21 protein-coding genes are annotated in these 23,622 nt (G+C 47.5%); 10 read left to right on the top strand and 11 right to left on the bottom strand.

The genetic code is table 11. From position 1 onward, the window contains the following. Positions 1–2 precede the first annotated feature (2 nt). On the top strand, positions 3–2,273 hold the full coding sequence (locus EA392_09055) for a T9SS C-terminal target domain-containing protein (GenBank protein TVR38612.1): 2,271 nt from the start codon (positions 3–5) through the stop codon (positions 2,271–2,273). 270 nt (positions 2,274–2,543) lie between these two features. On the opposite strand, the gene EA392_09060 is transcribed toward EA392_09055, so the two are convergent. Next, a complete protein-coding gene (locus EA392_09060) occupies positions 2,544–4,814 on the bottom strand; it encodes an aconitate hydratase (protein ID TVR38613.1) in 2,271 nt (756 codons plus the stop codon). A 108-nt stretch (positions 4,815–4,922) separates the two neighbouring features. On the opposite strand from EA392_09060, the gene EA392_09065 reads away from it, so the two are divergent. Then, positions 4,923–6,164, top strand: coding sequence for an FtsX-like permease family protein (locus EA392_09065; GenBank protein TVR38614.1), 1,242 nt, complete (start codon positions 4,923–4,925; stop codon positions 6,162–6,164). A 63-nt stretch (positions 6,165–6,227) separates the two neighbouring features. Here the strand turns inward: EA392_09065 and EA392_09070 are convergent, their stop codons facing one another. The 6 genes from EA392_09070 to EA392_09095 form a co-directional block, all read right to left on the bottom strand. Continuing rightward, entirely contained in the window at positions 6,228–6,674 is a 447-nt protein-coding gene (locus tag EA392_09070; protein TVR38615.1) for a 50S ribosomal protein L9, read from the bottom strand. Positions 6,675–6,700: 26 nt separating this feature from the next. Further along, positions 6,701–6,964, bottom strand: coding sequence for a 30S ribosomal protein S18 (gene rpsR / locus EA392_09075; GenBank protein ID TVR38616.1), 264 nt, complete (start codon positions 6,962–6,964; stop codon positions 6,701–6,703). Between the two features lie 33 nt (positions 6,965–6,997). Further along, positions 6,998–7,348 (bottom strand): 30S ribosomal protein S6, encoded by a 351-nt coding sequence (locus EA392_09080; GenBank protein TVR38617.1) that lies wholly within the window; start codon positions 7,346–7,348, stop codon positions 6,998–7,000. A 103-nt stretch (positions 7,349–7,451) separates the two neighbouring features. Then, the gene (locus EA392_09085) at positions 7,452–8,810 is read right to left on the bottom strand and encodes an MATE family efflux transporter (protein TVR38618.1); all 1,359 of its coding nucleotides are present in this window, start codon (positions 8,808–8,810) and stop codon (positions 7,452–7,454) included. After that, a complete protein-coding gene (locus EA392_09090; protein ID TVR38619.1) occupies positions 8,807–11,203 on the bottom strand; it encodes a polysaccharide biosynthesis tyrosine autokinase in 2,397 nt (798 codons plus the stop codon). Before EA392_09090 ends, EA392_09085 begins: the two co-directional genes overlap by 4 nt. A 17-nt stretch (positions 11,204–11,220) precedes the next feature. Beyond that, positions 11,221–12,405 carry an OmpA family protein gene (locus EA392_09095; GenBank protein ID TVR38620.1) on the bottom strand — a complete coding sequence of 395 codons (1,185 nt, stop codon included), beginning with the start codon at positions 12,403–12,405 and terminating at the stop codon, positions 11,221–11,223. A gap of 246 nt (positions 12,406–12,651) precedes the next feature. Here EA392_09095 and EA392_09100 point away from each other — a divergent pair, with 246 nt between their 5' ends. Continuing rightward, on the top strand, positions 12,652–13,851 hold the full coding sequence (locus EA392_09100; GenBank protein ID TVR38621.1) for an OmpA family protein: 1,200 nt from the start codon (positions 12,652–12,654) through the stop codon (positions 13,849–13,851). Here the strand turns inward: EA392_09100 and EA392_09105 are convergent. Together EA392_09105 and EA392_09110 are read right to left on the bottom strand one after the other, a co-directional pair. Next, entirely contained in the window at positions 13,848–15,956 is a 2,109-nt protein-coding gene (locus EA392_09105) for a hypothetical protein (GenBank protein ID TVR38622.1), read from the bottom strand. The two genes, EA392_09100 and EA392_09105, sit on opposite strands and share 4 nt — an antisense overlap. 73 nt (positions 15,957–16,029) lie before the next feature. Beyond that, the gene (locus tag EA392_09110) at positions 16,030–16,815 is read right to left on the bottom strand and encodes a hypothetical protein (GenBank protein TVR38623.1); all 786 of its coding nucleotides are present in this window, start codon (positions 16,813–16,815) and stop codon (positions 16,030–16,032) included. A gap of 77 nt (positions 16,816–16,892) precedes the next feature. Here EA392_09110 and trmD point away from each other — a divergent pair, with 77 nt between their 5' ends. The 3 genes from trmD (at position 16,893) to EA392_09125 (ending at position 18,836) form a co-directional block, all read left to right on the top strand. Next, entirely contained in the window at positions 16,893–17,579 is a 687-nt protein-coding gene (gene trmD, locus EA392_09115; GenBank protein ID TVR38624.1) for a tRNA (guanosine(37)-N1)-methyltransferase TrmD, read from the top strand. Between the two features lie 94 nt (positions 17,580–17,673). Further along, complete coding sequence (rplS, locus tag EA392_09120; GenBank protein TVR38625.1) at positions 17,674–18,036, top strand: 50S ribosomal protein L19; 363 nt, start codon at positions 17,674–17,676, stop codon at positions 18,034–18,036. Between the two features lie 83 nt (positions 18,037–18,119). Next, positions 18,120–18,836 (top strand): glycosyltransferase family 2 protein, encoded by a 717-nt coding sequence (locus EA392_09125; GenBank protein ID TVR38626.1) that lies wholly within the window; start codon positions 18,120–18,122, stop codon positions 18,834–18,836. Between the two features lie 23 nt (positions 18,837–18,859). Here EA392_09125 and EA392_09130 read toward each other — a convergent pair whose 3' ends face one another. Both EA392_09130 and EA392_09135 read right to left on the bottom strand, forming a co-directional pair. Then, positions 18,860–20,254: a hypothetical protein gene (locus EA392_09130; GenBank protein TVR38627.1), complete on the bottom strand. Its 1,395-nt coding sequence runs from the start codon at positions 20,252–20,254 to the stop codon at positions 18,860–18,862. A 51-nt stretch (positions 20,255–20,305) separates the two neighbouring features. Continuing rightward, positions 20,306–20,977: a hypothetical protein gene (locus tag EA392_09135; protein ID TVR38628.1), complete on the bottom strand. Its 672-nt coding sequence runs from the start codon at positions 20,975–20,977 to the stop codon at positions 20,306–20,308. A gap of 195 nt (positions 20,978–21,172) precedes the next feature. Between EA392_09135 and EA392_09140 the strand changes: the two genes are divergently transcribed. From EA392_09140 to EA392_09155, 4 genes are all read left to right on the top strand, one after another. Then, the gene (locus EA392_09140) at positions 21,173–22,132 is read left to right on the top strand and encodes a LysR family transcriptional regulator (GenBank protein ID TVR38629.1); all 960 of its coding nucleotides are present in this window, start codon (positions 21,173–21,175) and stop codon (positions 22,130–22,132) included. Positions 22,133–22,260: 128 nt separating this feature from the next. Continuing rightward, positions 22,261–22,488, top strand: a complete 228-nt coding sequence (locus EA392_09145) for a hypothetical protein (GenBank protein TVR38630.1) — start codon at positions 22,261–22,263, stop codon at positions 22,486–22,488. Beyond that, the gene (locus tag EA392_09150) at positions 22,485–22,862 is read left to right on the top strand and encodes a hypothetical protein (protein TVR38631.1); all 378 of its coding nucleotides are present in this window, start codon (positions 22,485–22,487) and stop codon (positions 22,860–22,862) included. Before EA392_09145 ends, EA392_09150 begins: the two co-directional genes overlap by 4 nt. Beyond that, complete coding sequence (locus EA392_09155; protein TVR38632.1) at positions 22,843–23,619, top strand: hypothetical protein; 777 nt, start codon at positions 22,843–22,845, stop codon at positions 23,617–23,619. Before EA392_09150 ends, EA392_09155 begins: the two co-directional genes overlap by 20 nt. Positions 23,620–23,622: the final 3 nt, after the last annotated feature.

Consider the following 23,622-nt stretch of genomic DNA (forward strand, 5'->3'; position numbering starts at 1 on the left):
TCATGAAGAAAATTTTACTTAGCCTTGTGTCGGTTATGTTCATTGCAGGCGCTTCTGCGCAGGTAGAGTGTAACATAGCCAACATCCAGGGCGGATTTGCAGGCGGATACCTGAATTGGGGTCTCGGCGAATCCGGTCTTTACACATTTATCGACCCCGCAGGTGACTACCCTATCGGGTCGGGGTGTGAAGCGAGTTATCCTTACACCATCGAAACCGTTTCTTTTGCACTGGCAGCTGGACCGGCTTTTGGACCTGGTGGTGGAGACGGAATCGGAACGTTTGCTTACCAACTTAACATCTATGCTGTAGATGGTGACGCTTGCAATGAGCCAGGTGCTCTTATTGGAGGAAGCGGCACCATTACTGTTGAACTCACGGGTGTTGCCCTCAACCCACAGAGTGTTGAAATGGACATTGATGTGAATGATGCTTTTTTCATTAGCTATGAACCCATTTCATGGACGGGCGCTTCCAATCAGGTGCCTACCATTCTTTGGGATGCAGCACCGCTTCCTGCATGTTTGCAGTTTATAACTGATGACGATGGAGCTACTTTCGAGGATTTCATTGATTACTTTGACACAGACGGCACAGGTCGGGCTGATTTTAACATCTTCGGTTCCTCTGAAACCGGAAGCGGTGGCGGTTGTGAAGTGGGAGACCTGACCAATGCCAGCACCGAAGAGCTTTGCCCGGATGATTCAACAGAATTAGCCTCTGTTATACCTGTTTCAGTGCCTGTTGGAGGTGCTGCAGGTGTTCTTCTAACCCCCGGTGTGGACGGTCAAGGAGGTCTTGATGACGAATTCATACTTACGGGAGCTTCTTTCCCGTACAACCTTAATGCTGGTTTGAATGGAGTTTTGGCCGCAAACTCGCTGCCAAACCTCTCAGGAACCTGGGAAGTGCAAATTGTAGTTTACTCTAGTACTGCAGCTCCTTTGGATAATATCTGTGCCGAATCTGATGTGAAAACTGTTGTGTTTCTTGCTGCCTCTGATCCTGCTTGTGACAGTGGCGTAGAGCCAGGTGACGAATGTTTAACTTGGGTAGAACCAACCCCAACTACCGGTTGGACTGATTTCAATGCTGTGGGCGGTGCGCCTTGTAACGATGGCGAAGGATGTCCTTTCGTAGAAGTTGATGATTTTGAAGTTTGGCAAAGTGAGGCCTACCAGATGATCAACGTACAAGAGGGTGGTGTTTACACCTTTAGCCACTGCAATGGTCCTGGTGCGGGAAGCTGGGTTCCTGAATACACCATCATCGCACCGAGTGGTGCCGTTGATGCCTTTGGAGAAGGAAACGGCGATGGATGCTCCATCACCTGGACAGCTTCTGAATCGGGTACCTACCTCGTGGTTATTAATGAAGAAGGAGCATGTGGTGTAGCAGGAAATACAGACAATGGTTTCCCCGCCATCACTTGTGAAGGCACCCCGGATTGTGATCCCTCTGAAGGTTGTGAAGCCGACATTCCTTATGACGAGGATGACGAGTGTGTGCAAATTGTTATTGCCCTGGATCCATTTTGCTGCGAAACAGAATGGGATGAGCAGTGTGAGGATGCTTATCAAGCTTGTCTGGACGCTGACTGCCTGACCTGGGTGAACCCTAATCCTGCAGGAGGATGGAGTGATTTTAACACCGAATTTGGTGGTGCACCCACACCCGATGCTGATGGTGTGTGTGACTTCTTCGAAGTTCAGGATTTTGAAGTATGGCAGAGCGAAGCTTACGCCATGGACAATATTCAGGAGGGTGTGGAATATACCTTTAGCCACTGCAACGGAGCCGGTGCAGGAAGCTGGACTCCCACCTATGTAATTGTAGCACCAAGTGGTGCCATCGATGCCGAAGGACTTGGTAACGGTGATGGATGCTCCATTAGCTGGGTGGCCTCTGAATCCGGAACTTACCTGATAGGTATCAACGACGTGGATAATTGTGGTATTGCCGGAAACACTGATAATGGTTTCCCAGCTATTACCTGTAGCGGCGTTTCAAGTGTTGAGGAACTCAGCGCTGTTTCTTTCAACGTGTTCCCTAACCCCAACAATGGTGCGTTTACCATTAACTACACCGGCCAGGCCGGCCTGGTTCAGGTTGATGTACTTGACATCAGTGGTAAATCCGTGTACGGAGAGCAGGTTCAGCTCAACACCAACACTGTAATGGGTATCGATCTTGGCGATGATGCCAAAGGAATGTACTTTGTACGTATGCTCATGAATGATGAAGTGAGTGTACTGAAAGTGGTGGTGCAGTAATCGCCAACCAACTTTAAGATTAAAAAGTCCCGGTGCGCAAGTGCCGGGACTTTTTTATTCTGCGAACTTCAATCAGTTTTCAATAGCTATGATGGGCCGTTATTGAATGAATGCAGTTCTACAAATTAGGTAATTGATGGTACAACGGTGCTGAACGAAATTTCAATGCGCCGCGGGAATCAGCCTTGCGTTTTGGCAGTGCTATAAATGACCCAACAAAAAAGGCCGGGGTATAAACCCTGGCCTTTTCATTCTTTCAAACAATTACCCCTAAATCCCTTCCTGCTGAAGCTTAATCAGGTTAAGCGCAGATCCGGCGCGGAACCAGCCAATTTGCTGCTTGTTATAAGTGTGATTGGTGGTAATTACATCCTTGGTGCCGTCGCTGTGCACAAACTCAATGTTGATGGGTTTGCCTTCCCCAAATTGGTCTAAATCGAGGAAGTTAATGACATCATCCTCGCGGATTTTGTCGTAATCCGCTTCGTTGGTAAAGGTGAGGGCCAACATTCCTTGCTTTTTCAGATTGGTTTCGTGAATCCGCGCAAACGACTTCACCAACACAGCGCGCACCCCGAGATGGCGTGGTTGCATGGCCGCGTGCTCACGCGATGAGCCCTCGCCGTAGTTACTGTCTCCTACCACAATGGTCGGTACGCCTGCTGCTTTGTACTGCCGCTGGATGGCAGGAACATCGCCTTCTTCGCCGGTATTCATATTCCGAACCACACCTGCCACATCGGTAAATGCATTGATGGCTCCGGTAAGGGTGTTGTTAGCGATGTTGTCGAGGTGTCCGCGGTAACGCAGCCATGGCCCCGCCATTGAAATGTGGTCGGTGGTGCATTTTCCTTTTGCTTTGATGAGCAATCGGGCGTTGGTGATGTTTTTCCCATCCCAGGGCTCAAAAGCTGTCAAGAGCTGAAGGCGCTCCGAGTCGGGTTTCACAACCACTTCAACTCCGCTACCGTCTTCGGCAGGAGCCTGGTAGCCCGCATCCTCCACGTCAAACCCTTTTTCCGGAAGTTCAATTCCCGTAGGAGCCTCAAGCGTTACCTCTTCCCCGTTTTCATTAACGAGTTTGTCGGTAACGGGGTTAAAGCCCAAATCACCGGCAATGGCAATGGCAGTTACTACTTCGGGCGAGCCTACAAAAGCATGCGTGTTGGGGTTGCCGTCGGCCCGCTTCGAGAAGTTGCGGTTAAAGGAGTGTACAATGGTGTTTTTTTCCTGTTTGCTGGCGCCTGCGCGATCCCACTGACCGATGCACGGTCCGCAGGCATTGGCCAGAACCACTCCACCGATTTCATCAAAAACATCCAGCAAACCATCGCGCTGAGCAGTATAGCGAACCTGTTCAGAGCCCGGAGTAATGGTAAACTCCGATTTTACTTTCAGGTTTTTCTGGCCGGCTTGTTTTGCAATCGAGGCAGCCCTGGTAAGGTCTTCGTATGAAGAGTTGGTACAAGAGCCAATCAAACCAACCTCAACTTTGGTGGGCCAGCCGTTTTTCTCAGCTTCTTCTCTTACTTTGGAGAGCGGTGTGGCGAGATCGGGAGTAAACGGCCCATTCAAATGGGGCTCAAGTTCTGACAGGTTGATCTCAATAATTTGGTCGAAGTAATTTTCCGGATTGGTATATACTTCGGCATCTGCCGTGAGGTGCTCGCGAATATGGTTGGCAAGGTCGGCAACTTGTGCCCGGCCGGTAGCTCGAAGGTAGCGCTCCATGGAGTCGTCGTAACCAAAGGTAGAGGTGGTTGCTCCGATTTCTGCCCCCATGTTGCAAATGGTTCCTTTTCCGGTGCAGGAAAGTGATTCTGCGCCTTCGCCAAAGTATTCAACAATACAGCCTGTACCTCCTTTTACGGTGAGGATTCCGGCTACCTTCAGTATAACATCTTTTGCAGAAGTCCAGCCGTTGAGCTTACCGGTGAGTTTCACGCCAATCAGCTTAGGGAATTTGAGCTCCCAGGGCATGCCGGCCATTACATCCACAGCATCGGCACCACCTACACCGATGGCCACCATTCCCAATCCACCGGCATTTACGGTGTGTGAGTCGGTGCCAATCATCATTCCGCCGGGAAAGGCGTAGTTTTCGAGCACCACCTGGTGAATAATTCCGGCGCCAGGCTTCCAAAAACCGATGCCGTATTTGTTTGATACGGAAGAGAGGAAGTTGAATACCTCGTTGTTTTTATTGATCGAATCCTGAAGGTCTTTGTCAGCCCCTACGCGTGCAAGAATCAGGTGATCACAGTGCACCGTAGAGGGAACTGCTGCTTGCTTGCGACCGGCTTGCATAAACTGCAACAAGGCCATTTGAGCCGTGGCGTCTTGCATGGCCACACGGTCGGGAGCAAAGTCAACGTATGAGTTCCCCCGTTCATATACTTCTGCAGCATTACCTTGCCACAGATGGGTGTACAATATTTTTTCTGTTGCAGTAAGGGGGCGCCCCAGTAATTTTCGTGCTGCCTCAATTTTGCCGGGGTAGGCGGCATACACCTTCTGAATCATATCAAGATCAAATACCATCGCTTGTTTTTTGGTTGCGTAAAATCGTGCTTTTTCTGGGTCGCGAAGGTAAAAATTCCTATCGAAATTTTGGGCTTTATGCCTACCTTGGAGCCATAATTTTGCGGTATGCTCGGAATTGAGAAAGAGAACCTGAAAATTGCTTTTCGCGCCGTGCGGAGTCAAGCTTTGCGCACCACCCTAACTGTTTTAATTATCGCTGTGGGTATTACAGCTTTGGTTGGTATCCTCACCTCTATTGATGCCATCAAAGACAAACTTTCGAGCGAATTTGCGCAAATGGGCTCCAATTCCTTTAACATCCGCTATCGTTCAATGATGGGGCGCTCATCCGAAGGCGGACGGGCACAGCGCCAGAATCCCCCCATTACCTACGACGAGGCACTTCGGTTTAAGCAGGATTTTCACTATCCCTCAACCATTGCCATTTCAGCCATGGCATCACAAATAGCTACTGTAAAGTACCAGTCAACCAAGTCCGATCCCAATATTTCCGTGATGGGCGGTGATGAAAACTACCTGGTTACCTCCGGTTATAAACTAGAAAGGGGGCGGAATTTTTCTCAGTTTGAGATGGAATCAGGGGCCAACGTTGTCATCATCGGGGGCAATGTGGTGCGCAAAGTATTTAACCCAACCGACGACCCCGTTGGTAAGTATATTTCCATAGGCAGTGCGCGTTACCAGGTGATTGGTGTGCTGGCTACCAAGGGTAGCAGTGTTGGTTTTAGCGGCGACAATATGTGTCTGGTGCCCGTTACGCATGTGAAACTCAACTACGCCACCCAGCGTACGAGCTACGTAGTGACTGTGCAGGTAGAGCGACCCGAACAGGTTGCGCCTGCGTTCGCTGAAGCCGAGGGGGTTTTCAGAATCATTCGCGGTGACCGCCTCGGCACACCCAACACTTTCGCAGTGGTGAAGAGCGACAGTATTTCGAATTTCGTGATAGAGAAAACTGCAGAAATACAGATTATTGCCACAGTTATCGGGTTAATTACGTTGCTAGGTGCAGCCATTGGCCTGATGAATATCATGCTGGTTTCGGTTACGGAGCGAACACGTGAAATTGGTGTGCGAAAAGCCATAGGGGCAAGCAGTCAACTCATTCGCAGGCAGTTTTTGGCCGAATCGGTGGTCATTGGGCAGCTCGGCGGGCTGGTGGGCATTGGGCTGGGTATAGCTATCGGAAACCTGGTGGGGGCCGCCATCGGTAGTGGGTTCATCATTCCCTGGGCTTGGATAGCGCTGGGTGTGGTGTTATGTTTTATTGTGGGGGTTGTGTCGGGTTATTACCCCGCGAGCAAGGCCGCGCAACTCGACCCAATAGAATCCCTGCGATACGAATGAGCAATCCATAAAAAAACCCGCTAACCTGAATGGCAGCGGGTTTTGATGGAACGAAAATCGTTCTTATTCTTCAATCACTTCAAAAGTGAGCGTTTGTGTCACATCGCGGTGCAGTTTCACCTCGGCGGTGTATTTACCCAGCGACTTGATAGGCTCTTCTTTGATGGTGATGTTCTTGCGGTCAATTTCAAAACCTGCCTTCTGAAGGCCTTCAGCAACCTGAATGGTGTTTACAGAACCGAAGATTTTGCCGTTTTCACCGGCTTTGGCGCCAATCTGAATGGTGGTGCCTGCCAGTTTCTCAGCCATCGCTTCAGCTTCAGCTTTGATTTTCTCAAGCTTGTGTGCACGTTGCTTCAGGGTTTCATTCAGCATTTTTTCGGCCGACGCAGTTGCAACAATGGCAAGTCCTTTTGGAATCAGGTAGTTTCTTGCGTAACCATCTTTCACCGTTACGAGGTCATTGGCTTCGCCAAGGTTCTCAACGTCCTGTTTGAGTATAATTTTCATCTTTTCGGAGTATTACGGGTGAAAAATTACTTGAGCATATCGGCAACGTAAGGCATCAGGGCGAGGTGACGGGCACGCTTCACAGCCTGAGATACTTTGCGTTGGTATTTGAGTGAAGTTCCTGTTAAGCGACGGGGAAGAATTTTTCCTTGCTCGTTTACCAGTTTCAACAGGAAGTCGGCATCCTTGTAGTCAATGTACTTGATGCGGTTTTTCTTGAACCGGCAGTATTTGGCTTTTTGCGTGTCAATACTGATCGGGGTGAGATATCTGATATCTGAATCTGCCATGATAAGTGATGTTAAAAGGTTTGTACAAAAAGATTAGGCGTTGGCCGGTGCTTCTTCCGGTTTGCGGTTCCTGCGGCTCTCGGCAAAGGCGATATGATCTTTCTCCATACGCACAGTGAGAAAACGCATGATGCGCTCGTCACGACGGTAGGTAATTTCAAGATCGTTGATCAATGACCCTTCAGCCTCAAATTCAATCAGGTGGTAAAACCCGGTTGACTTTTTCTGAATAGGGTAGGCCAGCTTGCGCAGACCCCAGTGTTCTTCATGTACAATCTTCGCACCCTTCTTGGTGAGAAATTCCTTGTACTTAACAACTGCTTCCTTTGCCTGATCCTCAGACAAAACGGGAGTTAAAATGAAAACAGTTTCGTAGCGGTTCATAAATGAATGATTTAGTTTTAAAAAATGGAGTGCAAAGGTAAGAAAGTATGCGGGTTTTACCAATACCCAGGATATCTTTTTGAATGAGATGGTTCAAAGGACTTTAGCGATTCCAGATTCCTTTGGCCTTTCCTTTTATAATCAGTTGATATTGAATGGGTTGAATAATAGCTCGGGGGATGATCCCAATAACTGAAGCCAGAATAACACCCGTGCTTCCAAGCCCGAGTGGACCCGCCAGCCAGATGGAAAGCGGAATATTGATGATGCTTACAAAGATGGCGTGGTAAACACTGAGTTGAATTTTTCCCACTCCGCTCAGAAAATTACCATAGATGGCAAGACCAGCGGAGAGCGCCACCCAAAGCGCAAATACAGCGCTAAGCATGGAGGGTATTTGCAACTCCGGACCAACCCACAAGTTGTATACAACGGGTGCTGCCATGAACATCATCACTACCACCACCAGCGAAACTACCCAAATTCGCATCAAACTGCGCACCGTGCTGCGAATCCACGCATGGTCATTTTTCTGAAAAGCCTCTGTGTAGGCCGACCAATAAGGAACAGTGATGAGCGTAAAGAAAACCATCACCAGGTTGAAATACTTGAATGCAATTTGATAAGCCGGCACTTCCTCTGGGCCAATCATCTGCGTGATAATCATGTTGTCGGTAGCAAATACAACCAGCGCGGCCCCTTGGAGTATAAAAAAACGCAGACCCAGATTGGTAAGCCCGCGCATTTCATTCCAACTGGCCAGTTTCAAGGCAGGACGGTAGGCTTTGTATCTGCCCCGAAAGCCCGTGAAGTTTGCGATTAACAGCAATAATAAATTTCCGCCTCCGACAATCCACGCAACAATTTCTAGATTGGCGGGAAGCAGTTTGGATGCGAGAAACACTGCCACCAGTGAAATAAGTGTTCCGAGTGCGTTTACAAGCGTGGTAAGCGCCGGGCGTTGGTCGGCAAGCCAAATCATTTTAATGAGCTGAAAAACAAATTGAATGCAAAAGAACAGAAAGACCAGGTTCATGGTGCGCCGCAGTTCGGATTCATTGATTTCAGGCGCGTTGAACACGGCTTTCCAGTCAATAAAAAGCTGAGCGATGCCATACAATACTAGCATGGCCAATGAAATACCTGTGATGATGACGTACGCAGAGCTGACATATCTGCGCGCCAATTGCGGGTTGTTGGCAGCGAGTGCCTCCGCCAGTTTGTTTCGCAAACCATTGCCCAGCCCCAAGTCAAAAATCAGGAACCAGCCAATTACAGCTTGCATGGTTAGCCACACTCCGTATTCTGCCTGACCGAGCCAGTGCAGCAAAATCGGTACGGTTACAAAAGAAGCGCCCATCGAAACGGCCCGATAAATGGCCGATTCCAAAATGTTCTTCCCGATTTTAAGCGTTCGGGGATGCAGCTTTTGAAGCCAGTCTGAGAGTGCGTCGGGTATCACCGGCTGAACAATCTCCTCAGTTTTGAAAATACACCAGCATGGGAGGCTGCATCTTCGTAGTAGCCATAACCTTTACCTGAGCCGTAGCCATAGCCGTACCCATAACCGTATCCTCCTTTCGCTCCAGAGAAATTTACCGCATTAAACAGAATGGCGATTCTCCCAAGACGGTCCTGTTTGTAGAGCTGTTCTAAGTGGCGCAGGTGGTGTTTACTGGTTGAAGCAAAACGAACCACAAAAATGGAAAGGTTGGCAAACTTCATGAGTATCAAGGCGTCGGTTACCAATCCGAGCGGAGGTGAGTCAATGATGATGTAATCATAGCGAGATTTGAGTTCATCCAGCATTTGGCTCATCGCCTTACCCATAATCAGTTCAGATGGGTTGGGAGGAATGGGGCCTGACGGGATAATGTCGAAAGTTTCGATGACTCCACTTTGTTGAATAATTTCATCCAATTTGTGCTGACCGCTCAAACAGGTACTCATTCCCTTGTCGTTATTGAGCTTGAAGTCGTCAATGATTCTGGGTTTTCGAAGATCCAGACCTAGCAGCACAACACGGCCACCGCCTATAGCGAGAGCACTGGCAAGGTTCATGGCAGAAAAGGTCTTGCCTTCTGTTCCTACGGAAGATGTAATAAGTATCACCTTTTGTTCTGCGCTCACACCAAAAAAATTGAGATTGGTGCGTATGGATCGGTATGCTTCCGAAATGGCGCTTTGAGGCTTTGAAACAAGCACCAGGTTGGAGTCCGATTTGTTTACGCCCACTGCACCGATAACCGGTATGGTGGTTAAGGACTCAATTGTTTCGAGGCTGCGCACTTTGTCGTCTAATTGATGAATTCCATAAACCAGTACAATGGGTAACAGCAGTCCCAATATCATGGCGATGCTATATGTTTTGCTGGTAACTGGGCGAACGGGGCCCAGGCTTGCTCTGGCGCTATCAACAATTCGATTATCACTGCTCGAAGCGGCCAGCGAAATAGAAACTTCAGCCTTTTTTTCGAGCAAGTACAGGTACAGACTTTCCTGAATTCGGTATTCTCTCTCAATACCAATCAGCTCACGTTCTGTTTTGGGTATGCCCGCTATGCGGCTTTTAACATTGGCTAAATCGCGCTCCAGTTCCTGATTGTTGGCTTCAATGCTTTTTTCAATGTTTTGGATATTTTCGAGCAATAAAGCCCGCGTAACCCGTATTTCCGCATCCAACGGCACGAGCTGAGGGTTTCCTGCTTTGAGTTCCACGGTGACCCTTTCGCGATCGGTCTCGAGGTTAATGAGCTTTTCTATCAGGCTTACAAGAAGCGGGTCATAGATATTGAGCGAGCTGGGGGCAAGTTCAGAAAGGTCGTTGTTGCTGCGCACATATTCTTTCAGAAAGCCAACCATGCTTTTTCGAGCCCTGTTACCTGCAATTTCCTGGTCAATGCGTCGGGCAGTTTCCAGAATCATTTGCGATTCGGTACTCAAATTCACAATGCCTTTGTCCGTCATATAACTTTCGCGCGAGCTTTCAATGAACTCAAGGTCAAGACTGATTTTGTCTAATTGGTCCTCAATAAAAACAGCAGTGCTTGCGGCATTTCTGTTCTTTTCGTTGATGTCGTGCTGCAGATAAGTTTGAACCAGCGCATTCAGAAAGTCCATGCCTTTTTGCGGAACTTCATCAAGCATAGATACTTCTACAATGGTGCTCTGTGTACTAATGGGAGAGATATTCAGGCGTTGCGTGTAGTAATTCCGAAGGCGCTCTCTTCCGTGCAGCTGAAGCTTGTAGTTGCGAATTTCATACTTGGGGTCATTCAGCAATGCGTGGTTAAAATGCGAACGACGTTCAATAACAAAAGTGCCCAGAGGGGTGTCGAGGGGTTGGCCGAAGTACCCGCGCGAACTAAAGGGTGCGGCGCCTTCCAGTTCGTACCTAAAATCAAACTCATCACTATTTATAATGTTAACATACAGCGGAATAAAGTAGGCGTAATGGTGAACGCTATCGTAAGTGAGCTTAAATGGGCAATCGGTGTAAACCTCGCTGGTTTTGATGTTGCCAATGAGAAAGTAGGTTGTGCCGAACTCAAGTTGATCCAGCGCTCCGTCAACAATACGGTGGGAGCGAAGAATCTCCATTTCGTTCTCCATGTTTTTGTTTGCTCCTGAAACATCCAGTTCTTTCAGCAGCGACCGCGTTCCGGCCGCGGCATCGTCTTTAATCAATACTTTACAGGCTACACGGTAAACAGGCGCTGTATACCAGTTGTAGAACCACGCAACGCCCAGCGAAAGAGCCATTGAAACCACAAACAAATACCAATACCTCAGGTATTTGCTCAGAAGTAGCTTGAGGTCAAATTCTTTTTCTTCTAAGATGGGTTGTTGCTCCATAACTTGAATGTGCGAAGTTAAGGAGCTACCGTGATTTCCACGCGCATATTTCGCATGTGGTCCTGGGGAGTATTGGGATTTTCTATGATCTTCTGATCATCAGCGTGCCCCTCGGTCTTAATGCGTTTAGAATCAACGCCTCGCTTTACGAGGTGTTTTTTCACAGCCTCTGCCCGTTTTTTGGAAAGCTGGCGTGAATTCCCTTTAAAATTCCATCCCTCACCAAGATGAACAGTATTGGGGTCGGGTTTAATTTTGCGGGTATTGCCTGAGGTATGACCGTGAACAACAATCTCAAGGTCGGGCTTGCTTTGCATGAGCTCATACAAGTCGTTCAGCTGATTGCCCGATTGCTTGGTAAATGCGTAGGTGTTGTTGTGGAAGTAGATTTCGCGAAGTTCAATTTTATTGGCTGCCTCGAGCTCAAATGCCAGGGCAGAAGCTTGTGCAGGCTCCGAAGATTTTACTTCTGGGACATTGTTTTTTTCGGCTTTGCGTGACGCCATAGGCATCGGTCTTTCCAGGGGTTCGGCGGCAATGACTTCCGGCTCAGGATCGGGTTGTTCCACAGGCAAAACCAGATCTGTGTCCTCTTCGATAAGCACTTCAGGCTCGTGGGCAATCCACTCCTGAATGGGTGCAAAACTAAAACAGGGTTGATGGATGGCATTCACCTCTCGCCTTTCTTCTCCTACCTCGTACACCAAACGGTGTCCGCACCCCCCGTCTGTCATGTTTAGCACAGCCAGATAATAGGAGCTATTTGCGGGCATCACAAAAGTGGAACTGATGCCCATCACCTGGTTGGTTCCCGAAGACCCCGTTTCAAATGAAGCTTGCACATCAAGTTGCTGAATGGCTCCTCCTACCAGATTCTCGCAAAAATGGGGGCCGCTTTCTTCATAGAGTAAAAAATGGTAGGTGTCGTCGGCTTGTGTGGGCCACAGTTCAACAGACAGTACAGTTTCTTTCTCTGCGATGAATCGATACCAGAAAGTATAGTGGTCTTCGCTGCGGTAATATACATTGATGCCTTCGCCAGCCTTATTTTTCAATTGGAGAACTGAGGTTTTGGTTTCTCCGGAAACATGAAGTACAATAGCCTCAAAACAAGACGAGGTATCAGCTTCCTGGGCGCGAAGAGCAGGAGCCAACATCAACATACTTAGCAGAATGATACTGATGGAAAAGGGGGGGCTCATAAAGCAAGCAAAGTAACTATTTTTTGAGCAGGTATCGTCGATTTTTTGCGCCCAGCCTTGCTTTTGAATTGCTGAAACACATCGGGAAAAGGATGCATATAACCCCAGGCAGTTGATTGTAACATCAGAAAAAGTCTAAGTCGGGTTATCAAGGGGTTTTCCACACAGCAATCGGTAAAATTAGGGTGGCATGCTCTGCGTAACAGGCACGCACCTTGCTTATTTTGCTCCTTAAAATAAAGGAGTATGTTCAGCAAGAAGATTTACTGGGTTGGAATAACGTGGTTGGCCATGACCATCACTTCTTATGCGCAAGGCTTGCTTCAGCAGGTTCGCGAGGAGACCTATAACTACGTTCCTAATCCGGGGTTTGAAGAAACATTGGGAGAGCCCTGCAGGTGGAACCAAAAAGGCATTTCATTTATGGAGGAGTATTTTCGTGAGTGGACCAGCCCTACTGAAACGACTCCCGACCTATTCAGCACCCGTGTAGAGCAAGACTGTTGGGCGCATCCGCGAAAGCACAGCCCCATCAGGCAAATGCCCAAGAGTGGTGATAATATGGTGGGAATAAAAATTCAGGGCACGGGGGGCACGCCCACTTTTTGGCACGAGTACCTAATGGTTAAGCTGGATAGCACATTGTATGCGGGGCAGCGCTATTACGCCGAAATGTGGGTGCTGAGGTCTGAGCGTTCAGCCCGGGCAAGCAATAACCTGGGATTGTTGTTTTCGGATACCCTCATTCAAACCAATAACCGCTTGCCGCTGTACTACACTCCGCAAATCAATGCAGAAAAACCTGTGCAAACAAAGGGTAATCGCTGGGTAAAGGTGAGCGGTGTTTTTGATGCTCCAACTGATTTGCACTACTTGATTATCGGCAATTTCTACGGCGATGAGCAAACAGAAATCATCAAATACCCCGAGGGTGAACGCGGAGCCTATTACTATATTGATGATGTGTTGGTGCGTGATGCCAAACCGGGCGAGAAACTGAGTCCGGCTCCGAAAAAATCCATTCCACCTCCGCCGAAAAGAAAAATTGAGCAGGTAGCCTCTACCGACGATGAACCCATAACAGCATTTCAATTTGAAGTGGGCGACATCATGGAACTTCGAAATATTTTCTTTGAGTTCGACAAGGCCGAATTACTGCCCGAGTCCAAGGATGAACTTGATATGCTCGCTGATTTACTCTACGATTTCCCGCACATGGAAATTGAAATCAGCGGTCATACAGATAATATAGGTAGCGCAGAATACAACCAAAAGTTGTCCGAGGCTCGCTCAAAGGCTGTGGTTGATTACCTGGTGAAGAACAAAGCAGATAAATCGCGTCTCAGCTACAAGGGCTACGGAATGTCAAAACCTGTGGCGAGCAACGAAACTGATGAAGGTCGCCAGCGAAACCGACGTGTAGAGTTTAAAGTGATTCGCAACTAGTCTTTGCGCCATATCCACTGACGGCGACTCAGGTTGTAATAGTGTGTTTTCCCGTTGCTTTCAAGGCGGAGAATATCATCGTCAATTCGTTGATATTTGTCGTGTTCAAAGGTAATGAGGGTGTCGCCGGCAAAGGTGAGCAAACCCCAGTAATCTTCTGATTTAGCGGCATACAGCACTGTATCAAAAACATCAATTAAACGGAAGGTTGGTTCTACAACATATGCTCCGGTGGTATCAATTACTCCGTAATTCTGCTTGAATTTCACAACGGCCATATGATCTTTAAAAGCTGACGCAAACTCGTAGCGAAAGGGAATAACGGTTTTATTATCAATGTTTACGTAGCCCCAATTGCGCTGTTTCAATACAGGTATCCACCGCGGATTGTTCCAATCTCCAATGGCATCGTAGTTTGCCGGAAGTATTCGATTGCCGCGTGCATCAATCAGGCAATACTTTCCTTTCAGAAGCACCGAAACATATCCGTATTGAAATCCAACTTCCTTGATGTTTCTGCCATCTGCCTGGTAAACAAAGTCTATGGCTACGGCTCCGGTGTCGTTCAAAAATCCGAGTTTTTGACCGCGTACAGCAGCAATCAAGCTTTGGTAGGGCAGGCCAATGTTGTCGTATTCAAAGGGAATGAATAACTTACCCTTTTGATCGTAAAGCCCATAGAGGTCTTGTTCCCTGGCACGGGTAACACCCCTTTCAAACTCTTCGATATATGTGTGCCGGATTGGAATGACTTCCTCGCCCCGGATATTAATTATTCCGTACAGGTCATCCACACCTACTTTGGCAAAACCGTCTCTGAAGGATGTTCCAAAGTCGTATTGGAAAGGCACAATTGTTTTGCCTTTCTTGTCAATGTATCCCACTTTTTCGTCGAGCACCGCGTAAGTGAGTTTGTCCGTGAAATCACCCAGTTCATCATATTTAAAGGGAATAACCACGGCTCCTTGCCGGTTAACTGCACCGTACAAATCTTCTTTTTCTACTACAGCCAGTCCACCCAAGAACAATTCGGCCGATTCGTATCGAATGGGAACTACCACGTTGCCCGATTTATCAATGAATCCCATTTTCCCTCCTTTGCCCACCAGAGCCAATCCTTCGTTAAACGGTTCTACCCAGTCGTAGATGGCAGGTACGGCTACCTTCCCTTTTTCGTTTACAAAGCCCCAGAGCCCGCGAATTTCAATAGGGAAAAACCTTGTTACAGCAAGGTTGAATTTTTCTTTCAGCTCATCCATTCTGGGGTAATCGGGATATTTTAAGGTGAAGCTGGCGAGCGTTTCTGCGGTGAGGCTTCTTACCTCTTTATTGTAAATCAGTTGCCATGCTTCAGGCACGTTGGGGTTGTCAGGGAAACTCCGGATAAACTGATGCAGCTCCGCCGGGGTTTTGTCAGGCGTACTCAATTCATACACTTTATCGAGGGCAGCTCTTCGGTATGGGCTGTGGGGGTATGATTCGGAAAAAGCCAGAAATGAACCCAGCTTACCATCGCGGGTCATGTAGGTGTAGAAGGTTTCTTCGTACAAAGCACGCGCTTCAGGTATCTGGCGGGCGTCAGGATATTGCTCAATAAAAGCGAGGTAACCTTCGTGGGTGTGGTTGATTTTGACCTGGTCAAAAGCAAGTTGATTTCGAAGCTGAATGGCTTCCTCCCATTGCAGCGCGTCGGGGTGCTTGTCAATAAACCGCTGGTATGCAGTTACGGTATGAAGCTCTTTGCTTCTTACAAATGCAAAGGAATCTATGTACAAAATTTGCGACTGAATGCTGCTGTCGGTAACCCCGTAAAGGAGCATAAACTCCACGCGTTTCGGGTCATCAGCAGGAAACATTTCTCGCGCCATTTCTGCATAGTGCAGGGCGGAATCCAGGTTGTGGAAAGGATTGTCGTTGCGGCCGAAGATAATGCTGAGACCGTATGCCGATGCACCAGGCCATTTTTTTAGCCCGCGTTCAAATTGACTTTTCGCTTCAAAATAGTTGTACACCGAGAGGGCTTCAAAACCCTTTCGGACGCGGCCTTTTGAAAAAGACAGACAAAGAATCAGCAGCGGAAGTGCAAAAACCAGCCAGCGCTTCATGGTGTGTTAGCCAGATTGGGTTGACACAAAAAAGGGGATCGCTGATCCCCTTTGGTAATGATTCAAACCAGTGTTAACGCTGAACCTGATCATACACAATTTTAAATTCGTTGTCGTCTTTGAAAAACGGATAGCCTATGGCCATGGTGGCCCGAGCAGAGTCCGAACGTCCATCGTCCTTCAGATATTCTGCGTAGAACATCAAACCGAATTTGAACATCTCTTTCTGATCATCATCCATGCGGTCAACAGAAACAGAGCCGAGCTTGGGGCTCCATTCTCTCATAAGCATGTCAGCTTCTCCGCGGCGATTGATGGTGTAGAGCGTAGCTCCGTACATTAAGGCTGCACCGGCATCGTCAGGGTCAATATCAACAAGGCTCTTGTATATACGGGCAGCCTGGCTGAGACCTCTTGGATCGCGGTCTTCAAGGTGTATATCAGCTTCGCGCATTGCTTCAGACCTTAGTTCCACAAAGAAATCCTTGTGAAGATCCCAATACTCAAGTTCTTTGTCTTTTCGACGGTACTTGGAGGCATACTTCAGGGCATCGCGAAATGCCTTAGGGTACTCATCGCGGAATTCTTCAAGTCGGCTCATTTCAAAATAAGCCTTTGAGAGGTAGAGAAATGGTTCAGCATCCCTTCGGGTGTCAGATTTTTCGGTGTACTTTTCTGCTTTTCGAATGAGTTTTTCATAATCGCCATCCACGTAAAGTATCAAAAGGTCGTTGTACTTGTCTTCCTGTTGCGCAAAAAGGCCGAATGAAAGGCAGAAAATGAAGATGATAGATGTAGAAAATGTGCGTAACATGCAACTTTGTTTTTTGGGTTCAGAGGCGGTAGGTGCAAAACCCATGCCTATCCGAGAATCAAAGATAGAAGGAATTTAATCATTAGACTCATATCGGTACTACTTTCCTACTTTTGCGGGGTATGAGAATTGACATTATCACTGCACTTCCGGGGCTTTTGGAAAGCTGGCTTAACGACAGTATCATGAAGCGGGCGCAGTCCAAGGGTGTAGTAGAACTCGTTGTGCATAACCTTCGCGACTACAGCACCAACAAGCACAAACAAATTGATGATTACGCCTTTGGTGGTGGTGCCGGTATGGTGTTGGGGATTGAGCCTATTGCACGGTGTCTGGATGGGCTGAAGGAAAAGCGGAATTACGACGACGTAATCTATATGGCTCCCGACGGGGAAGTACTCAGGCAGCCTCTGGCAAACAAACTTTCCGTGAAGCAGAATCTCATTATCCTTTGTGGGCATTATAAAGGTGTTGATGAGCGTGTGCGAGAGCATTTGGTGACCCGCGAAATATCCATTGGTGATTTTGTGCTTTCGGGAGGGGAACTAGCCGCCGCTGTGCTGGTAGATGCCGTTGTTCGTTTGGTGCCGGGAGTGCTGAATGACGAAACCTCGGCTTTGAGCGACTCCTTTCAGGATAATTTGCTGGCTCCACCGGTGTACACAAGGCCGGCGGATTTCAACGGCTGGAAGGTTCCTGAAATTCTGATGTCAGGAAATACACCGGCCATCGAAAAATGGCGACACGAGCAGGCTTTGAAGCGTACGGCAGAGCGGCGCCCTGATTTACTCTCTGCCGACGAAAAATAAATTCGTCCGCGTGGTAGATTGTTGCTGTTATTATTCGTAATATTGCAGCCCGAAAATTACAGGTGGTTACAAGCCACAGATAAAGCATATCCCGATGGAAAAAATCAAAGCAATTGCGCAGGAGTTGGTACAGGTAGGCGAGCACCCAAAGTTCAAAGCCGGTGACACTGTTACTGTTCACTATAAAATTCGCGAGGGCGCAAAGGAGCGTATCCAGCAGTTTCAGGGCGTTGTGCTACAGCGCCGTGGCAACGGAATAACCGAAACTTTCACCGTGCGTAAGATTTCAGGTGGAATCGGAGTAGAGCGTATTTTTCCCATCAGCTCTCCGTTTATCGAGAAAATTGAACTGAACAAGAGCGGTATTGTTCGTCGTGCACGAATCTTCTACATGCGTGAGCGAACCGGTAAAGCCACCCGTATTAAAGAGCGTCGCTCAAACACTTCGGGCAACTAAGCTTCCGAGATTAATCGAATTGAAAAGCCGCACGATTGGAGCGGCTTTTTTTATTTATGGTAGAGCAACACTTTTCTCAATCAATGGCTAAGCTTAGCATTATCATTCCAGTCTTTAACGAATCAAAAACTATTGTTGAGGTTTTGTGGAAGATTACGGATTTAGAGCTTTGTCATGGCTTCGAGAAAGAAATAATTCTCGTGGATGATTGCTCATCCGATGGCTCAGACCAATTGATTGAGGACTACATACAAAAGTTGCCATCGGGCGATTCGAATATCCGCCTCATCCGGCAGGTTGTGAATCGAGGTAAAGGTGCTGCTGTTAGAAAGGGTATCGAAGCGGCCACCGGCGAATTTTTGATACCTCAGGATGCCGATCTTGAGTTGGATCCGAATGATATCAATGTTTTGCTGCATTTTGCAGTGACCAACAATGCCACCGTCGTTTACGGGTCGCGGTTTTTAGGCAGAACAGCCATCAATGATATGGGGGTGTTGCAAAGAGTAGCCAACCTGTTCCTAACCCGATTGTCTAATGCACTTTCCGGTCAACAGGTTACTGATATGGAAACGTGTTACAAGTTGATAAAGACGTCGGTAGCGAAAAGTTTAAAACTGCGTGAGAATCGCTTTGGCTTTGAGCCGGAAATCACAGCCCGACTCAGCAAAATCAAAGGCCTTAGGATAGCTGAGGTGCCCATCTCGTATTTTCCGCGAAACAAGGCGGCGGGAAAGAAAATCAATTGGAAAGACGGGGTAAAGGCCATGTACTGTATTTTTCGTTACAATTTGTTTTAGCACACTGTACCCCAATTTGCTCATTACTCTGCGGAAAGGTGGCGATAAGGTCCTTTCGGAAGACTGAAAAATCTGGAATTCAGAAAATCATTTTTTTCAATCTCGAACCGACGCACTACGAAGGTGCCGTCATCGAGACGTTCAAAGTTCTGGTTGTATTCCAAATCTTCTCGCTCTAAAATGCTCATAGTTTCATTTGGGCCAGCAAATGAAGAAAGTATGAGGAGCTCCATAGGTGTACTCCAGCCAAACCAATAATATTCAGGTTGCCAATCGTCCTTGTCAATGAAAAACTTTTGGCCATCCACATTCCGGGCCTTTTCAATAATTGCCTCGTGCATTGCGGTTCGTCTGCTTAAGTCTTCACCGAAGCCCCATATTCTATGGGCTTCATAAAGAGTGAACGCCGCAATCGCCAAGATCAAAATAGATTTTTGTATTTGATGCAGACGCGGAATGACTTCTGCCAGCAGAAACACCAAAACGATAGCAACAAAAGGACTGTACATGGATTGAATGTACCGGGTGTAATTCGTTGCCTCCTTCGCTGAGTTAACCAGTACAATCAAAGCCACCACTCCTGCAAAAATTTGCAGCGTGCGGAAATAATCTTTTTGCTTTAGGAAGTAGGCAGTACAAAACATAAAAGTAAGAATAGCAAACGTATATTCTGACAGCAGCATCAACAGCAATTCCTTGATATATTGCGGATGCCATAGCTGGCTAATGTGGTGATTATGGTCGGTGTAGGCAGAAACCTTCCCCGCCTCATACTCACTGAATGTACTGATCTTAATAACGAATATGACAATGATGATGAATACAATCCATGCGGCAACAGGCAACCAGTTCTTGTCGGTCTTGCGAATTGAAGGGGTTAGAACCGCTACCGAAATAAAGTGCTCAGGGTGACTTGTTAAAATCAGAATCACGCAAATGGTTAAAAGAACTATTCTTTGAAACCCCGATTCACCGTTTGTCAGCAAGACATAATAAAGCATAAGCAAAGCACCACCATAGGTAATCTCCATCATTGGGCTGAAATGTAAAAAGTGTTGATTCACAACAGGAATGAGGAGTGCCCCTAAAGCCAGATAACTATTGGAGTAGCGAAATCTAATGAACAGAGCGAGGAGGACGTAGAACAGGGCGTTACCAAGCGATGCTAAAATGGCAAGCTGTTTAAGCTCGAGTCCCAGATACAAACCACCCAGCGGAACTAATTGAGAAATGGCCAAAACCAGTCTTCCATGCTCAATATGAAAGGACTGAGCATTTATAGCGTGAAAAAAGTAATAAGCTGCATCTGCATACAGTCGTTCACGGAAGAAAACCAGTGCAATTAAGATAGTAAAGCCTGCCAATACCAGGCTGAAAAGATCGGCAGGCTTACTAAGCTTTTTACTGTTTGAGCTCATCCATCCGAGCTAATAAAGGGAGAAAACAGGGCGAAAAGATTGTGTCGGAACTTAGAATCGTGTCCAACGTATGTTGTTCAGCTGCACCACTTCACTTTCGGGAGCGTGGCTGTCGGTTTGAACGCCAAACATGATACGAATGTCTGCCAGCATCAAATCGGTAAAGTCGAGGAAAGGGATGGAAATGGTGTGCCACTCTTCAGAGGGCAATGCGAGCAATGAAATTTCAACCACATGGCTGCGGTTAAACGCAGCGCATTGGCTACTTTGCTGCGGACGTTTGCCGTGGGTATATATCTCCAGTGTTTCCACGTCGGTACCCTCTGGTTTCAAGACGTCAAAGTGGACGTAGCCTGTGTTGTAATTTCGGGCGGTACGCGGGTTGAGCAACCTGAAATGAAGATGCACCTCGCCGCTGGCATCTGCGAAAATTCGCATCGGCTGCTCCGTAAAAGATGTGTCTGTGAGTACAGTAATGGAGCCTTTACAGACTTCAGGTACAACGCCATAGGTGGTGAGGTTTCCGTTCCAGCCACCGGGCTGACCATCGCGCCATATCAGTTGACTGTCGTTAGAAAAAGTGCAAGAGCCATCATCTACCGTTGCTCTGGGGTCATGATTTTCAGCAAGATGGTCAGTGCAGCCTGTGATTTCTTCTTCGCGGTCGCACGAAATCAATACCATAGCAACAAGCAGCAGCAGAAACAATCGAATGGATTTCATAGGGCTGGTTCGTTTCACGGCACCAAATTAAGTATTATGTCCGGCTTGTTGTAAAAGAGTTTTAAACACAGGGCCTTTAACAAAGACAACATGAATCACTGTTGACAGAATTTGGTGAACCTCTATAGCGATTCATTGCAATTATCAATGTAGAAATACCATCATCATGGATTATATTTGGGCCAAAATTAAAATATGACCTATACACAACTTCTCTATCTCACGGCTATCGATACCCATCGGCATTTCGGAAAAGCTGCAGATCAATGCTTTGTAACCCAGCCTACCTTGAGTATGCAAATTCAAAAGCTCGAAGAAGAGTTGGATGTACTGGTCTTTGACCGTTCAAAGAAACCCGTAGAACCTACCGAAATCGGCAAGCGCATTATAGCCCAGGCCCGTGTGGCACTCCGTGAGATGGATAAAATCACGGAACTGGTGCACCACTCGCGGGGCGTAGTTGCAGGAGAGTTTAAAGTGGGGGTCATTCCCACGGTTGCATCTACACTCATTCCGCGGATTTTGCCCGTGTTTTTGCGGTTATTTCCTGATGTTGAACTTATTGTGGAGGAACTGCAAACGGAGGTTATCATTGATAGGCTTCGAAAGGATTTACTCGACGTAGCCATTGCAGCTACACCTTTGGGTTTACAGGGCATCATTGAGCAGCCTTTGTATTACGAGCCTTTTGTGGCATTCATCCCCGAAAATCATCGCCTGGCCTCAGAGAGTTTTGTGCTTAACTCGGAGTTGCGTCTTGATGATATTCTGCTCCTTAACCAGGGACATTGCTTCAGAAACAGCGTGATAAACCTTTGCGAAAGCGCATTCCGCGACCACAGTACCGAGAATAGTCGCCATATCAAGCTGGAGAGCGGTAGCTTTGAAACACTTATAAAGCTTGTGAAAAAAGGTATGGGAATGACCTTGATTCCTTACTTAACCGCCGAAGAGCTTTCTGCCGAGGACAAAAAGCTTGTGAAGCCTTTTGACTACCCCAAACCCACGCGCGAAATTAGCTTGCTGTACAGCAGGGCGCAACTCAAAATCAATCTGGTAAACGCGCTGGCAGAAGTGATTACAGACGCAGTACCCGATAAAATGCAAAAACCGGAATCAAACCACATACTCAGTCCTGTTCGCAATGAGCGGTGAACTTTTCATGCCTGAGCTTTCGTACCTTTGCGCATCTTAAATTTATGAGTGCCACGAGTGAAATAAAATGCAGATCGTGCGGTAAATGGACCCCCGGAGGGCAGCTTCATTGCATACATTGTGGCGCATTGGTAGATCCTGGAGAAATTGACCGCAAAGCGCGAAAAAAGCGCGCAGAGGCCCAGCGTGCACGTGAAAAAGCCGCTGAAACCCGACTCGAGAAATTTATTAAGCGGCTGAAGAAGTCTGAGAACCCGTTTCACCGTTTTGTCTATCACGTGCTCAATATTATCTGGATGATTTACATGGGTATTGTGTCATTTGTAATTTGGTTTACTGCCATTTTTTCCGGATGACAACCGGTCGTGTATTGTTTGCGGTAATGATGGTGCTTTATGCCATGCTTTACCTGCTGCGGGTCCTTGATGTATATATTCCTGTGGTAAGTGATTATCTTGCTGATTTGCTTGCCTTGCCTGTGATACTCACCATTTCGCGCTTTCTGATGATTAAGTTTAAAGTGGTGAATCCGAGTTTCGAAATCAACCTTTGGATGGTGCTTCTCACTGCGACGTACGTATCTTTGGTATTTGAGTGGTGGCTGCCACCTCGCTCGGAGCGCTATACTTCCGATTTAGTTGATGTTATGGCCTATTTTTTGGGAGCTATTGCTTACTATCTTTACCGACGAAGTTCCAAATCAACCCCATATGCCGACAAGAATTCCTGAGTTCTTCCTTATTAGTTTCCTGATGATGATTGCCAGCCTCCTGCATGCACAGGAGCGCGATTTCAAGAAAATGTCAGCACGAGAGCGTACGGAGATGGCCGGGCGCGAAATGCTTGAAGCTGCTCAGGATGGAGCATTTCTCAATTTCATGGATCAGGGCCACGCACTCTTTGTTCAAAAACACTACCTGAAGGCCATTCGCAAATACGAGGAAGCCGCACAACAACGGCCTAACAACGTCTATCCACCTGTCATTATCCGCGATATTGAGCTCTCGATGAAGGACACATTGAAAATTTTGCGCGAACGCGAGGAAGAGCAGATGGCGGAACAAAGAACCAGAAAACAGCCTGAATTACCCGACCGGGAACAGCGGATGGAGGAATTCCGAGAGCAGGAAAAAGTCAGGCAGCAACAGGTGGCCAATTGGGAGGATGCGGAGCGCGAACGTTTGGCGCGTGCGCGGGTGTTGAAAGAGGAAGAGGAAGAGCGCCAACGCCGATTGGGTGATACGCGCGGTAGAGATGTGCCGGATGCGACTTTGGAAGATTTTCAGCGAGACCTCGCGCAGCAATATAGCGAGGGTGTAACGCAACGCACCTACATGGATGGAAGCAGAACCGTTACCGAACGTATTGTAGTGAAAGGGCAACTGGGCAACGAGTACAAACGTGTAGAACACCCTTGGGGAGGCAAGTTCTTTTTTAAGAATGGAAAATCCATCTCCGAGGAAACCTGGAACCAGGAAACCCGCTGAATT

Source organism: Cryomorphaceae bacterium, assembly GCA_007695365.1.
In the GTDB taxonomy this organism is placed as follows: Bacteria; Bacteroidota; Bacteroidia; order Flavobacteriales_D; family SKUL01; genus SKUL01.

What these genes read in the sequence shown, in the direction of transcription:
- EA392_09055 (TVR38612.1), top strand. Translation starts at nt 3, where the DNA reads ATGAAGAAAATTTTACTTAGCCTTGTGTCGGTTATGTTCATTGCAGGC.
- EA392_09060 (TVR38613.1), bottom strand. Translation starts at nt 4,814, where the DNA reads ATGGTATTTGATCTTGATATGATTCAGAAGGTGTATGCCGCCTACCCC.
- EA392_09065 (TVR38614.1), top strand. Translation starts at nt 4,923, where the DNA reads ATGCTCGGAATTGAGAAAGAGAACCTGAAAATTGCTTTTCGCGCCGTG.
- EA392_09070 (TVR38615.1), bottom strand. Translation starts at nt 6,674, where the DNA reads ATGAAAATTATACTCAAACAGGACGTTGAGAACCTTGGCGAAGCCAAT.
- rpsR (TVR38616.1), bottom strand. Translation starts at nt 6,964, where the DNA reads ATGGCAGATTCAGATATCAGATATCTCACCCCGATCAGTATTGACACG.
- EA392_09080 (TVR38617.1), bottom strand. Translation starts at nt 7,348, where the DNA reads ATGAACCGCTACGAAACTGTTTTCATTTTAACTCCCGTTTTGTCTGAG.
- EA392_09090 (TVR38619.1), bottom strand. Translation starts at nt 11,203, where the DNA reads ATGGAGCAACAACCCATCTTAGAAGAAAAAGAATTTGACCTCAAGCTA.
- EA392_09095 (TVR38620.1), bottom strand. Translation starts at nt 12,405, where the DNA reads ATGAGCCCCCCCTTTTCCATCAGTATCATTCTGCTAAGTATGTTGATG.
- EA392_09100 (TVR38621.1), top strand. Translation starts at nt 12,652, where the DNA reads ATGTTCAGCAAGAAGATTTACTGGGTTGGAATAACGTGGTTGGCCATG.
- EA392_09105 (TVR38622.1), bottom strand. Translation starts at nt 15,956, where the DNA reads ATGAAGCGCTGGCTGGTTTTTGCACTTCCGCTGCTGATTCTTTGTCTG.
- EA392_09110 (TVR38623.1), bottom strand. Translation starts at nt 16,815, where the DNA reads ATGGGTTTTGCACCTACCGCCTCTGAACCCAAAAAACAAAGTTGCATG.
- trmD (TVR38624.1), top strand. Translation starts at nt 16,893, where the DNA reads ATGAGAATTGACATTATCACTGCACTTCCGGGGCTTTTGGAAAGCTGG.
- rplS (TVR38625.1), top strand. Translation starts at nt 17,674, where the DNA reads ATGGAAAAAATCAAAGCAATTGCGCAGGAGTTGGTACAGGTAGGCGAG.
- EA392_09125 (TVR38626.1), top strand. Translation starts at nt 18,120, where the DNA reads ATGGCTAAGCTTAGCATTATCATTCCAGTCTTTAACGAATCAAAAACT.
- EA392_09130 (TVR38627.1), bottom strand. Translation starts at nt 20,254, where the DNA reads ATGAGCTCAAACAGTAAAAAGCTTAGTAAGCCTGCCGATCTTTTCAGC.
- EA392_09135 (TVR38628.1), bottom strand. Translation starts at nt 20,977, where the DNA reads ATGAAATCCATTCGATTGTTTCTGCTGCTGCTTGTTGCTATGGTATTG.
- EA392_09140 (TVR38629.1), top strand. Translation starts at nt 21,173, where the DNA reads ATGACCTATACACAACTTCTCTATCTCACGGCTATCGATACCCATCGG.
- EA392_09150 (TVR38631.1), top strand. Translation starts at nt 22,485, where the DNA reads ATGACAACCGGTCGTGTATTGTTTGCGGTAATGATGGTGCTTTATGCC.
- EA392_09155 (TVR38632.1), top strand. Translation starts at nt 22,843, where the DNA reads ATGCCGACAAGAATTCCTGAGTTCTTCCTTATTAGTTTCCTGATGATG.